The following is a 14420-nucleotide window of genomic DNA, read 5'->3' as shown; positions in this document are numbered from 1 at the left end:
GAGGAAGTGGCGTGACCACCGAGGCGAACGAACTGATCGAGGCGCTACGCTCGGCCTTGAAGGACAACGATCGGCTGCGCAAGCAGAACCGGCAGATGTTGGCCAAGGCCGGCGAGCCGATCGCGGTGGTCGGCATGAGCTGCCGGTTCCCCGGCGGCGCCGCCTCGCCCGCGCAGCTGTGGGAGCTGCTTGCCGATGGCCGCGACGCGATGGTGCCGCTGCCGGACAACCGCGGCTGGGACGTCGACGGGCTGTACAACCCGGATCCGGACCATCCAGGCACCACCTACGCGACGCAGGGCGGCTTCATCGACGATGTGGCCGACTTCGACGCCGACTTCTTCGGCATCGGCCCGCGTGAGGCGCTGGCGATGGATCCGCAGCAGCGGCTGATCCTGGAGGCCGCATGGGAGGCCTTCGAGGACGCCGCGATCGACCCCACCTCGTTGCGCGGCAGCGACACTGGAATCTATTGCGGCGCCATCAGTTCGGACTACGGCCGGATCATGCCGCCGGAGCTGGCAGGCTATCGGCTCGGCGTGCTGACCAGCGTGCTGGCCGGCCGGATCTCCTATCTGCTCGGCTTGGAGGGCCCCGCGGTCACCGTGGACACGGCCTGCTCGTCGTCGCTGGTGGCCATGCATCTGGCCGCGCGCGCTCTGCGCGCGGGGGAGTGCTCGCTGGCGCTGGCAGGCGGGGTGACCGTGTTGTCGAGCCCGATCCTGCTCACCGAGTTCAGCAGGCAGCGCGGCCTGGCCGCCGACGGCCGCTGCAAGTCCTATGCCGCGGCGGCGGACGGCACCGGATTCGCCGACGGGGCCGGCGTGGTTGTGCTGGAACGACTTTCCGATGCGCAACGCAACGGCCACCGCATCCTCGCGGTGCTGCGCGGTTCCGCGATCAACCAGGACGGCGCCAGCAACGGGCTGACCGCGCCGAGCGGCCCGGCGCAGGAGCGGGTGATCCGGGCGGCGCTGGCCGACGCGGGTTTGTCCGCCGCCGATGTCGACGCGGTCGAAGGGCACGGCACCGGAACCCAATTGGGCGATCCGATCGAGGCGCACGCCCTGCTGGCCACCTACGGGCGGGACCGGACCGGCGATCCGCTGTGGCTCGGTTCGATCAAATCCAATATCGGGCACACCTCCGCGGCTGCGGGCATTGCCGGTGTCATCAAAATGGTGCTGGCGATGCGGCATTCGACGTTACCGCCGACATTGCATGTGGATGCGCCGTCGCCACAGGTGGATTGGGCGTCGGGGACGGTGGCGCTGCTGCGTGCGGCGCAGCCGTGGCCCGCGCACGAGCGACCGCGGCGGGCCGCGGTGTCGTCGTTCGGGGTGAGCGGCACCAATGCGCACGTGATTCTGGAAGAAGCACCCGCCGTCGTGCCCGCCGCGCCCGCCGCCAGTCCGGTTGCCGGCGTGCGGATGCCGGTGCCGGTATTGGTGTCCGCGCAAGGCGCGAGCGGGCTTCGGGCCCAGGCCGAACGGCTGCTCGCCCTGGTACAGGCCGATCCCGAACTCTCACCGCTCGACCTCGGATTCTCGCTGACGACCTCGCGGGCGCTGCTGCCGCACCGCGCCATGGTGCTCGCGCCGGACCGGGACGCGCTGCTGGCCGGGCTGGCGGAGGTGGCCGCGGCGGCACCCGGCGTGCTGGAAGGCCGCGCGGTCGCAGGGAAGACAGCGGTGATGTTCACCGGGCAGGGTGCGCAGCGGGCCAGGATGGGCGCCGAATTGGCCGCCGCGTTCCCGCGTTTCGATGCGGCCATGGCGGAAGTCTGTGCGGTGGTTGATCCGCTGCTCGGCCGGTCGCTGCGGGAATTGCTCGCGGCCGAACCGGATTCGCCGGACGCGGCGCTGCTGAATGCGACCGAGTACACCCAGGTCGCGCTGTTCGCGGTCGAGGTCGCACTGTTCCGGCTCGTCGAATTCTTCGGCGTGCGTGCCGACTACCTCATCGGCCATTCGGTGGGTGAGATCGCCGCCGCGCACGTCGCAGGCGTGTTGTCGCTTGCCGACGCGGCCGCCTTGGTGGTGGCGCGCGGCCGCCTGATGGGCGCACTCCCCGCGGGCGGCGCCATGGTGGCGGTGCAGGCCGACGAGGCCGAGGTGCTCGAATCGCTGGCCGGCTTCGACGGGCGGTTGGCGATCGCCGCGGTGAATGCGCCACGCGCGGTGGTGGTTTCCGGCGACGCGGACGCCGCCGAGGAATGGTTGCCGCAGTGGTCGGGTCGCAAGACCGCACGGCTGCGGGTCAGCCATGCGTTCCATTCGCCGCGCATGGAGCCGATGCTTGCCGAATTCGAGACGGTGACAAGAGGTTTGACCTTTCATCCGCCGCGGATACCGATCGTGTCGAATGTGCGCGGCACGGTCGTCTCCGATGAGCTGACCGACCCGATGTACTGGGTCGGGCATGTGCGCGCGGCGGTCCGGTTCGGCGACGGCGTGCGCACGCTCTACGAGCACGGCGTGCGCCGGTTCCTCGAGCTCGGCCCCGACGCGGTCTTGACCGCCATGGCCAGGCAGACGCTCGACGAGCTGGAAGGCGACGAGCCGGAGGCGGTGTTGATCGCGGCCGCGCGCGCTGAGCGCGACGAGGTCGTCACCTTCGCCGGATTCCTCGGCCAGGCCCGCATGGCCGGACTCGGCATCGACTGGGCCGCTTGCTATGCGGGCACCGGCGCCACCCGAGTCGACCTGCCGACCTACGCGTTCCAACGTCGCCGGTTCTGGCTGGCGCCGGACACCACTGCGGCCGCGGCGCTACCGGTGGACGACCCGGTGCTCACCGCCATTGCCGCGGCGCCGACCGGCGTCGACACCGGCGAGCATCCGCTGGCCGCGGAACTGCTTGCCGCGCCAGCCGCCGACCGGCAGCGCATCGCGCGCGAGTTCGTGCTCGACCAGGTCGCCGCGGTGCTCGGCCACGACGGCCATGCGGCGATCGAGGCGACCCGCGCGCTCAAGGACATCGGCCTCGACTCGATGAGCGCGGTCGAGTTGCGCAACCGCCTCAACCGCGGCACCGGTCTGCGGCTGACCAGCACCACCGCCTTCGACTACCCGACGCCCGCCGCGCTGGCCCGACTGATCGTCGACCAGCTCACGGGCGCGGCAACCACGCGCAAGCAGACACGCAAACGCGCCGCGCCCGACGAGCCGCTGGCCATCATCGGCATGAGCTGCCGCTATCCGGGCGGGGTGAATTCGCCGGACGCGCTGTGGGACTTCGTCGCCGCGGGCGGTGACGGCATGACCGGCTTCCCCGAGGACCGGGACTGGGACATCGAACGTCTCTACAACCCCGACCCGGACAACCCGGGAACCACCTACGCCAAGCTCGGCGGTTTCGTCACCGGCGCAGGCGATTTCGACGCGGAGTTCTTCGGGATCAGCCCGCACGAGGCGCTGGCGATGGACCCGCAGCAGCGCTGGCTGCTCGAGGGCGCGTGGGAGGCGCTCGAGCACGCGGGCATCGACCCGACCGCGCTACACGGCAGCGACACCGGGGTCTATTGCGGCGCCGTCAACCCGGACTACGGCACAGTGATGCCGTCCGAGCTGGAGCGGTTCCACCTGACCGGCGTGATGTCGAGCGTGCTGTCCGGCCGGATCTCCTACCTGCTCGGCCTGGAGGGGCCCGCGCTGACCGTGGACACCGCGTGCTCGGCGTCGCTGGTCGCGCTGCACCTGGCGGCGCAGGCACTGCGGGCGGGGGAGTGCTCCCTTGCCCTGGCCGGCGGCGTGACGGTGATGTCGACCCCGGTCGCCCTGAGCGACACGGCTCGCCTGCGCGGCCTGTCCGAGGACGGCCGGTGCAAGGCCTTCGCCGCCGCCGCGGACGGCACCTCGTTCGCCGACGGCATGGGACTGCTTGTGCTGGAACGACTGTCGGACGCGCGGCGCAACGGCCATCGGGTGCTCGCGGTGCTGCGGGGCAGCGCGGTGAATCAGGACGGCGCCACCAACGGACTGACCGCGCCGAACGGGCCCTCGCAGGAACGGGTGATCCGGGCCGCGCTGGACGCGGCCGGACTGCGGGCCGCCGACGTGGACGTGGTCGAGGCGCACGGCACCGGCACCCGGCTCGGCGATCCGATCGAGGCACACGCCCTGCTGGCCACCTACGGCCAGGAGCGAGAGCGTGGTCCGCTCTGGCTGGGTTCGATCAAATCGAATATCGGGCATGCCGGTCCGGCTGCCGGTGTCGCGGGCGTGATCAAGATGGTGCAGGCGATGCGGCACGAACTGCTGCCGCGCACGCTGCATGTGGATGAGCCGTCGCCGCACATCGACTGGGACGCAGGCGAAGTCGAGCTCCTCACGGACGAGCAGCCGTGGAAGACCAACGGCCACCCGCGCAGGGCTGCGGTGTCCGGCTTCGGCATGAGCGGTACGAACGCGCACGTCATCCTGGAGGAGGCGCCCGCACCGTATCCCGTGCCCGAGGTCACCGGACGCCAGCTGCCCGCGGTGCCCGTGCTGATCTCGGCGCGCACGCCGGCCGCGTTGCAGGCGCAGGCCGATCGGCTGCGCGGCTACCTGCTCGAGCATCCTGCCCTCGATCCGGTCGACGTCGGCTTCGCGTCGGCAACGACCAGGGCGGCACTGTCGCGGCGGGCCGCTGTGGTCGCCAAGGACCGGGACGAATTGCTCAGCGGCTTGGCCGCATTGGCCACCGCCGAACCCGCCGAGCACACCATCGACGGCAAGGCGGTGCCAGGCAAGACGGTGTTCGTGTTCCCCGGCCACGGTTCGCAATGGACCGAGATGGCGGTGCGTCTGCTCGACACCGCACCGGCGTTCGCCGCCGAAATCGCCGCCTGTGCACGGGCATTCGAACCCCACGTGGACTGGCGACTCGAAGAAGTGCTGCGCAGCGCCCCCGGTGCGCCGTCGATGGACGTGGTCGACGGGGTGATCCCGGTGAACGTGCTCCAGCCGGTGGTGTTCGCGGTGATGGTCTCGCTGGCGGCGCTGTGGCGGGCACACGGCGTGGAACCCGATGCGGTGGTTGGTCATTCGCAGGGCGAGGTGGCCGCCGCCTATGTCTCCGGCGCCTTGTCGCTCGAAGACGCGGCGCTGATCGTGGTGATGCGCAACAGGATCGCGCACGACCTGCTGCCCAACGACGCGGGCCTGCTGTGGATCGGGGCGTCGGTGGCAGCGGCCGAAGAGCGGATCGCGCCGCACGGCACCGCGGTCGCTGTCGCGGTGGTGAACAGCCCGACCTCGCTCGTTGTCGCCGGTGACACCAGCGTTCTGGTGCAGCTACAGGCCGAGTGCGAGCGCGACGGCGTCCGCACCCGCGCCCTCGGTTCCGCCTTCGCCTCGCACACCAGCGCGGTGGAAGTGCTCGAGACCGAACTGCTCGCGTCGCTGACCTCGGTGGCGCCGCGCGCGAACCGGGTGCCGTTCTATTCGACGGCGCTCGACACCTACGTCGACGGCACGGACCTCGGCGCGCCGTACTGGTATGCCAACCTGCGGCAGCGGGTCGGCTTCGAACCTGCGGTGCGCGCGCTGATCGACGACGGCGCAACGTGTTTCGTGGAGGTCTCGCCGCATCCAGTGTTGACGACGGCCATCGAGCAGACCGCGCACGCACACGGTGCCGAGGGTCGGATCGCGACGGTCGGGACGCTGCGCCGCGAGGAGGGCGGGCTGGACCGGTTCGCACTGGCGCTGGCGAGCGCGCACACGGTGGGGGTCCCGGTGGACTGGCCCGGCTTCTACGCCGAGACCGGGGCCGTGGACGTTCCGCTGCCGACCTATGCGTTCCAGCGGCGGCGGTACTGGCTGCCTCCGGTCACATCCGGATCCGGTGCCGGACAGGCGATCCTGGCCGCCGCCCTGCCGACAGCGGCCGACGCTGCCGAGGACGGTTCGCTGGTGCGCAGGCTCGCCGCGGTGCCGAAGGATGAGCGAGAGACGCTGCTGCAGGACGTGATTCGCACACAGGTGGCGGCCGTGCTCGGCCACGAGTCGGCCGATTCGGTGGAACTCGACCTGGAATTCCGGGAGATGGGCTTCACGTCGGTGAGCGCGGTCGCGCTGCGCAACCGGTTGCAGCGGGTGACCGGCGTGGCATTGCCGCCGACCGTCGTCTTCGACCATCCGGACACCCTCGGCATCGCCCGCTGGCTCGCCGGGCAGCTGAGCGACCAGGTGGCGGCGGCTGTGGCGGAGCCCGACGCGATTGCCGAACCTGCCGAGCAGATCGACACCGCACCAAGAGAATTCGCTCCAGTCGACGATCGAGGCACGATCACCGCCTTGATCAGGCATGCCCATCGGGCCGGCGATATCGAACGGGCGCTGCCCTGGTTGCTCGAGGCGTCCCGATTCCTGCCGTCGTTCACCAAGCCCGTAACCGACGGTACGGAGGTTGTTCGCCTTGCCAAAGGCGATGCGGCACAGCCTGCCGTGGTGTGCGTGCCCTCGTTCGTGGTCGGCTCGGGGCCGCACTTGTTCCTGAGCCTTGCCGCAGAACTGTCCGGTCGAAATGTCCTCGCCTGCTCGCTGCCCGGATTCCGGGACGGCGAAGCGATGCCCGCCTCCTGGGACGTCGCGATCGCGGTGCTCGCGGACGCGATCAGGAAAGCCGTCGGCGACGGCGAGTTCGTCCTCGTCGGCTATTCGATCGGCGGCGCCATCGCGCACGCGCTGGCCGCCGAGTTCGAGCGGACCGGCCGGGCTGCAAAGGGTTTGGTGCTGGTCGACACCCCCGCGCCGCGTTTCGTGGTCGAGGAGGGTGCAGGCGTCTTCGGGGCGACCGTGACCATGCTGCTCGACGGCAACCGCGACCTCGCCTTCGACGACTCCGGCTGGCTGGCGATGGGCACCTACCTGCGGTTGCTTGCCCAGTTCGGCGAATCCGAGCTCGACACTCCGCAGCTGTATCTGCGGGCGGGCGTCCCCGCGGGCGCGAACAGGCCATGGCCCGAATGGGATCTCGGCGGCGACCGAATCGACCTGGACGCCGACCATTTCGGCCTGATCAACGACCCCGCAGGCGCCGGAGTGATCGAAAAGTGGATCCAGCGGTGACTGATCGGGCTCTCACTACCATGACCCGGCCCCGCGAGGTGCCCGGCCGGCACACAGAGGAGATGAGATGAACCATCCGGATCCGACCGACAGCGCAGGCTGCCCGACCGACGTCGCGGCCGCGGCGCGCGCGGCAGGCTGCCCTGCCCATCAGGCCGCGCCCGCGCAGACGGTGATTCCGTCGTCGGCGGTGCTCGGTCCGCCGGACAGCCATCGCAAGCAGCTGTGGCGGTTCATGACCCGGCGCACCGAGTTCCTGAACGAGTGCAGGGAGCGGTACGGCACCCGGTTCCTGCTGCACATCAAGCCGGGGTTGCAGTTCTTCGTGCTCTCCGATCCCGACGACGTGCGCGCCGTCTACCAAGCGCCGCGCACGAGCCTGCATTGCGGCAATTCCAATGGCGCACTGGAGAAGTACTTCGGCAACACCGGCATCGCGTACCTCGACGAGGGCGAGCACCTTGCGCGTCGCCGTGCCCTCACGCGCAGCTTCAAGGGCGCCGCGTTCAAGCGCATCCAGGACGCGGTGGAGGAGATCACGATCCAGGCCGTCGCGGAATGGCCGCGTGACGAGGCCATCGAGATGCACGACCTGGTGCACCGCTGGGCCATGAATGTGATCCGCGAGGTGGTGTTCGGCAAGGTGGTCCCGTCGAACTGGGATCGGCTGCTCGATGCGCTGATGGCGCTGGTCGAGTTCAATACCTACAAGACGGCGATGCTGCAGATCGACAACTGGTCGCCGACCACGAAGTTTTTCATGAAGTTGTTGCCAGGCACCGGGGTCAGGAACTTCTGGAAGCGCCGCCCGGTCGTCGACGCGCTGCTCGCCGAGGCCGTGGCCGAACGCCTGCGGATCGGCGAGCTCGGCGACGACATGCTGTCGGTGATGCTGGCGATCACCCGCGAGGACGGCACACAGCTGTCCGGCGTCGAGTTGCGCGACGAGATGATGACCATGTTCATCGCGGGCACCGTGACGACCGTGTCCGCGGTCTGCTGGTCGCTGGAGTACCTCACCAGGGACCCGGAGGTGCTCGGCAAGCTCCGCGCCGAGCTCGACGCGGGCGAATCCGAGGAGTACCTCACCGCCGTCGTGCACGAGGTGCTCCGGATCAATCCGCCGCTGCCGATGAACCTGGCGCGGCAGGTGGTCGAGCCGATCGAGATCGGCGGCGTCCGGTACGAACGCGGCCAGTTGCTGGTGCCGAGCGCGGAGCTGTTGAACAACGACCCGGTCCGGTACCCCTCGCCCGAGCAGTTCCGTCCGGAGCGTTTCCTCGGCTCGGCGCCAGGCACTTTTTCCTGGATTCCGTTCGGCGGCGGCCACACTCGCTGCATGGGCGATCGGATCGCCGTCCACGAGATCAAGGTCATGCTGCGCGAGGTGCTGACGCATTGCGAGCTGAGCCGCGCCGACCGCGAGCCGAGCAAGGCCAAGCCGCGCGGCCCGGTGATCGTGCCGAGCAACGGCCCGCACCTGACGTTGCGCCGCCGGGCCGCGGTGCCCGTGCACAGCTGATCATCCGCACCTGAGATTGGAAAGTTCCATGACTGAACCGAAACACAAGCAGCGACTGTTCGAATTGGTCTTCGGGCACCTGGCCGCGCAGACCGTCTCCACCGCGGTGCGCCTGCGGCTGGCCGACACCCTCGGCGACACCGAGCAGAGCGGCGCGGAGCTCGCCGCAGCGCTCGGCACGGATGCCGCGGCGACCACCCAGTTCTGCCGCGCGCTCGCCGCGCACGGCATCCTGACCCAGACCGCGGCGGGGCACTTCCGGCTGACCGAGACCGGGGCCTTACTACGCACCGACCGCACCGATTCGCTGGATTCCTTCGCGCGGGTGTTCACCGATCCGGCGATCGTTGGCGCGTGGCGTGAGCTCGATACCGCCGTTCGCACCGGAAAGGGCGTGTTTGACCAGGTTTTCGGCAAGTCCTTCTTCGAATATGTTGCGGGCGACGAGAACCTGTCGACCGCCTTCCCTGCCGCGTTGCAGCAGAGCGCAACACAGACCGCGCAGGCGCTGCCGTTCCACTACGATTTCGCCGCCTACGGCACCGTTGCCGATATCGGCGGCGGCCGCGGCACCGTGCTCGCCGCCATTCTTGCCGCCCATCCCGGCGTGCGCGGGGTGCTGTTCGACAATGCCGGGGCGGTCGCCGAGGCAGGGGCGATCTTCGCCGCCGCGGGCGTTGCCGACCGGTGCACGGTGACCGCGGGCGACGTCGGTGGCGAGGTGCCTGCGGGCGCCGACCTCTACCTGCTCAAGAACGTCCTGCACTACGCCGACGACGATCGTGCGGTCGCGGTGCTCGACACCATCCGGCGAGCGATCCCCGCGCACGGCCGTCTGCTCATCGTGGATCCGGCGCTGCCGGAAACCGTCGACGGCTCCCTCCCGGACACGATGTACCTCAGTGATCTGCACATGCGGGTACTCGGCGGCGGCCAGGGACGTACCCGTGCCGAGTTCGAGAATCTCTGCACCCGTGCGGATTTCACTGTCTCCACGGTCAGCTTGCTGCCCGCACCGGTGGCCTTCTCGCTGATCGAGGCCGTGCCGGGAGCCGGCGACAGCTGACCTCGACGCGCGTGTATCCGGTGGCCCGGCCGCGCGATCTTGTCTTCTGTCCGAAAGAAGGAGTCTTCATGTCCATTCCGTACACGACCGATCTGCATCAGATCGCTCCCGACACCTATGCCTATCTCCAAGGCAACCCCGCCACCGGCTACAGCAACGCAGGCCTGGTGCTGTCGGGCGACGAAGCGCTGCTCGTGGATACGCTGTACACCCTCGGCCAGACCAGGCAGATGCTCGACACCATCGCAAAGGCCTTGCCCGCGGCGGACATTCGCTTCGTGGTGAACACACACAGCGACGGCGATCACTGGTGGGGCAATCAGCTCGTCGGCGACGCCACGATCATCTCCTCCACGGTCGCGGCGCGGGAGATGCGCCACCACGGCACCGAGATCCTGGCCCCGGTGCTGTCCGAGGGCGCAGATCCCCGGCTGCAGGCCATCCTTTCGCCGTTCGACTTCTCCGGCATCACCCCCACCTACCCGACCATCGCGTTCAACGGCGAACTCGAGCTGACCGTCGGCACCAGGACCGTGCGCCTGCTCGAGGTCGGTCCCGCGCACACTGTCGGCGACGTGCTCATCCACGTGCCCGACGCGAAGGTCCTGTACGCGGGCGACATCATGGTGTTCGGTGGGCACGGCGTCGTGCACACCGGACCGATCGACAACTTCATCCACGCCTGCGATGTGATCCTCGGGCTCGACGTCGACACGGTCGTGCCCGGCCACGGCCCGGTCGGCGGCAAGGCCGAGGTCGCGCGCGTCCGCGATTACCTCGAGCGGGTGCGCGACCACGCCACCGCCACCCACAAGGAGGGCAAGACCGCCCTGGAGTCCGCCAGGGAGTTCGATTTCAGCGAGTTCGCCGATTTCTACGGCGCCGAGCGGGTCATCCTCAACATCGGCGCGGTCTACCGTGAGATCAACGCCGACGGCACCCCTGGCCCCGGCCAGCTGCTGCACCAGATGGTTGATCTCGCCGACGAAGTGAAGGCCGGATCATGAGCACACCGAATGCCACCGCGCGACTCACCCTTGCGCCCGCAGAGGAGATCCGGCCACTCGTCGGTCTGCCCGCCGACAAGCCCAACGACCCCAACGGGCCGCTCGCGCACCTCGTCGGCGCGCCCGTGCCGAATGTCTTGGCCGCCATCGGAAATCATCCCGGCCTGCTCACCGCGCTGAACCCGTTCCTCACCGCGCTCGGCACCGGGCTGCTCGCGCTGCGTGACCGCGAGCTGGCGGTGCTGCGCATCGGGTATCTGCTGCGCTCGGACTACGAGTGGGCCCATCACGTGGCGATCGGCACCAAGGCCGGTCTCACCGCGGACGAGATCGCCAGGGTCCCAGCGGGTCCGGACGCGCCGGGCTGGTCGGCGTCCGACGCCGCGCTGTTACGCGCGGTCGACGAACTGCGCGGTCCGGCCGCGCGGGTGTCGGATTCGACCTGGCAGCAGCTCGCGGCCGACTACGACGCGCCGCGGCTGGTCGAGCTGCTGGCGTTGATCGGCACCTACACGATGCTCGCCTATGTGCTCAATTCTTGCGACGTGCCCATCGAGGACTGGTTCGCGAACCCGCCTGCCTTGCCCGAGGCCTGAATTCTCCTTCGTTGCCGAACCGGGACGCCGCACGGAGCGCCCCGGTCGGCATTTTTTGCTGTCCGGCACGGCAAATATTGCGGAACAGCGCGTGCTGGTGCTAAGTGCACCAAGATCACGATAAACTCGGCACGGCTTTCCATGTGCCGGTAAATCTATACGGCTGAACAGAACTCGACTGTGCGCTCAGTCGAGTCGAGCTCGATCCCTTGGTACCCAACTCGACAGAGAGAAGGCATGCAGTGCGGATCCCGGATACGGAGTTCACCTCCCGGCCGTGGCGTATTCACGAATTCATCGACGGTTTCGTGCTCGAAGACGTGTGGGCCATGCCGATATCCGGTGGTCCGGACGACCTTTCGACCGTTGTCGAGTATGCGACCTCGGACAAGAACACGTCGTTGAGCTCCAATGTCGTTGTCCGCCAACTGTTCGCACTGCGTTGGCGGCTCGGCAAGCTTCTCGGCTGGGACAGCGAGCGGCAGCAGGTCGGCAAGCGGGCGGTGTCGCTGCGCGACGGGTTACCCGCGGACCTGCTCGCCGTGCGCGGGCCGGACATGGTGACGACCCCGTTCAAATCGGTCTACCTGACCCACGACGAATGGGTAGCCGAGTTCTCCGCATCCATGGGCCACATCGTGATGCACCACGGCTGGGTGAAAAAGGACGACGGCACCTACTACTCCCAAATGACGGCGCTGGTGAAGCCATACGGATTCTTCGGAAAGCTGTACATGGCCAGCATCAACCCAATTCGCCGCCTCATCGTATACCCGTTGCAGGCCAAGGCAATCCGCCGCGAATTCCCGCAACTCCACCCCCAACCCTGACCTGCCCCAGCCGAATCCCCACCTTTCTGAATTGGTCAATTGATCATGGGCTACTGATGCAGGCATCGCCCGAGAACCCACCTGCACCAGTACCCCCTCAGCAGAAACCACCCCCTCCAATCCCACATGCCGAGATCCCCCAGCCCCTTTCGATGCCTCCGATCTTGAAACCCCCGCAGCCGCACACCTTCTGTCTTCCCGCACACGTTCTGGCATGCAATATCGTGTGCGGGAAGACAGAAAGTGTGCGGCTGAGCGTTTTTGATCTTGAATCTGTCTTTGATCTTGAAGTTCTCGAAACGAGAGCACAGCCAAGTAACCCGGCTGGGACGAGCGAACGCGTGAGCGACTGCGGGAGGTCAGCCGGGTACGGCAGACGACGCAACCACGCTATCGGGTGCAAACCCTTGGCTGCCGTACTCGTCAGGAGACCGTGGACCCGAAGGAGCTTTGCCTTCGCCGAGCCCAAAGCGGCACGGACACAATCCAACCCAGCCCGTGGGGCACGGCCTCGGACGCGCGCGGTCTCGGACGCGCGGCTTTGGGGGTTGGTGTGGGTTTCCTAGGGCGTGTTGCGTTTGGGGTGGTGGTTTATCCGCGGGTTGGACGGTTTCCTGGCGAGCGGGACGGTTTCGGGGTTTGCACTGGATAGCGTGGTGGCGTCGTGTGCCGTACCCGGCTGACCTCCGCTGTCAGGTGCGGGTTCTCTTGTTCCAGACCGGGTTGCTTGGCTGTGGTCCGGTTCAAAGATCTTTTCGGGGAAGTGATCTCGAGGGAGGTTGACGGGAGTCGTATGGTGGCCGTTTTCGGGCGGGTGGCAACCATAGGACTCCCGTCAATGGCGCGCAGCAACCATTTCACTACCGTCAACACGGCTCGGCAACCATTGGACTACCCTCAATGGACTCTGCAACCATTTCTCTCCCGTCAACGGGCCAACTACCATTTGACTCCCGTCGATTCATGGCGTGGCGGGCGGTTCGGTTCTCACGCGTGTGGCACGTCCTGTCGATGTGTGCTGTATCTGCCGGTCCTGCGGGTTGCTCCTCATTTCTGTGAAGGAGATACCAATGACCACAGATCATTTCGAGCTCGATGAGTTGCCCCCGCTCGGTGAGTTGCCTGCCAGGATGTACGCGTCGGTGGTCAGGCCGGAGCGGTACGGGGAGCCGGAGAAAGCGTTCGCGGTCGAGCTGGTGGATGTGCCGCCGGTCGGGCGCGGCCAAGTCCTGGTGTACATGATGGCCGCGGGCATCAACTACAACAACGTCTGGGCCGCGCTCGGCTACCCGGTCGATGTGGTCGGTATGCGCCGAAAGGGCGGGGAGCCGGAGAACTTCCACATCGGCGGCTCCGAGGGCTCCGGCATCGTCTGGGCCGTCGGCGACGGCGTCACCTCGGTCGCCGTCGGCGACGAGGTGATGATCTCCAGCATGGTCTGGGACGAGAACACGGCGGATATCCGGTTGGGCGTCGATCCGACCGCGTCCACCTCGGGCAAGGCATGGGGTTACGAGACGAACTACGGTTCCTTCGCCCAGTTCGGGCTCGTCCGCGACTTCCAGTGCCACCCCAAGCCCGCCACGATGTCCTGGGAGGACGCGGCCGCGTTCCTGCTCACCGGTCCGACCGCGTACCGCCAGCTGTGCGGGTGGGAGCCGCACACCGTCAATCCCGGTGACCCCGTGCTGATCTGGGGTGGCGCGGGCGGGCTCGGGTCGATGGCGATCCAGATCGCCCGGCTGCGCGGCGGCATCCCGATCGCCGTCGTCTCCGACGACGACCGCGGCAAGCGCTGCGTCGAAATGGGCGCGAAGGGCTACATCAACCGCACCGAGTTCGAGCACTGGGGCAGGCTGCCCGACGCCACCGACACCGCCGCGATGGCCGAGTGGATGCAGGGTGCGCGCGCCTTCGGCCGCAAGTTCTGGGAGGTGCTCGGCGAGCGCAAGGCGCCGCGGATCGTGCTGGAGCACACCGGCCAGAACACCATTCCGACGTCGATGTATCTGTGCGACGCCGCGGGCATGGTCGTCATCTGCGGCGGCACCTCCGGCTACAACGCCGACGTCGATCTGCGCTTCCTGTGGATGCGGCAGAAGCGGTTGCAGGGCTCGCACTACGCGAACCTGCAGCAGTGTCGCCAGGTCATCAGCATGGCCGCCGCGGGCCAGCTCGATCCGTGCCTATCCTGGGTGGGTGACCTCGCCGGGGTCGGCACCGCACATCAGATGCTCTACAAGAACACGCATCCGTTCGGCAACATGGCCGTGCGCGTCAACACGCCCCGCCAGATATAGCACCTGCCGACGCGGTGCCGCGGCTCGATCCCGGTCCTGGT

Annotated in this window: 6 protein-coding genes and 1 pseudogene; all 7 read left to right on the top strand. The window is 68.3% G+C overall.

Annotated elements, in window-relative coordinates; genetic code table 11:
- Positions 1-29: 29 nt before the first annotated feature.
- Positions 30-7058 (top strand): annotated as a pseudogene (locus ACGFNJ_RS31905) (type I polyketide synthase); the annotation flags it as partial.
- A 67-nt stretch (positions 7059-7125) separates the two neighbouring features.
- Complete coding sequence (locus ACGFNJ_RS31900; protein WP_393456612.1) at positions 7126-8580, top strand: cytochrome P450; 1455 nt, start codon at positions 7126-7128, stop codon at positions 8578-8580.
- 28 nt (positions 8581-8608) lie between these two features.
- The gene (locus tag ACGFNJ_RS31895) at positions 8609-9646 is read left to right on the top strand and encodes a methyltransferase (RefSeq protein WP_393456609.1); all 1038 of its coding nucleotides are present in this window, start codon (positions 8609-8611) and stop codon (positions 9644-9646) included.
- Between the two features lie 68 nt (positions 9647-9714).
- Positions 9715-10653, top strand: a complete 939-nt coding sequence (locus ACGFNJ_RS31890; protein WP_393456606.1) for an MBL fold metallo-hydrolase — start codon at positions 9715-9717, stop codon at positions 10651-10653.
- Positions 10650-11249: a carboxymuconolactone decarboxylase family protein gene (locus tag ACGFNJ_RS31885; protein ID WP_069164179.1), complete on the top strand. Its 600-nt coding sequence runs from the start codon at positions 10650-10652 to the stop codon at positions 11247-11249. The genes ACGFNJ_RS31890 and ACGFNJ_RS31885 overlap by 4 nt, the downstream gene beginning before the upstream one ends.
- Before the next feature lie 242 nt (positions 11250-11491).
- Positions 11492-12079 carry a DUF2867 domain-containing protein gene (locus tag ACGFNJ_RS31880; protein WP_393456603.1) on the top strand — a complete coding sequence of 196 codons (588 nt, stop codon included), beginning with the start codon at positions 11492-11494 and terminating at the stop codon, positions 12077-12079.
- Between the two features lie 1070 nt (positions 12080-13149).
- Positions 13150-14379 carry a crotonyl-CoA carboxylase/reductase gene (ccrA, locus tag ACGFNJ_RS31875; protein ID WP_393456600.1) on the top strand — a complete coding sequence of 410 codons (1230 nt, stop codon included), beginning with the start codon at positions 13150-13152 and terminating at the stop codon, positions 14377-14379.
- Positions 14380-14420: the final 41 nt, after the last annotated feature.

The organism is Nocardia sp. NPDC049149, from assembly GCF_043197455.1.
GTDB lineage: Bacteria > Actinomycetota > Actinomycetes > Mycobacteriales > Mycobacteriaceae > Nocardia.
This window is presented reverse-complemented; position numbering and strand designations above follow the sequence as displayed.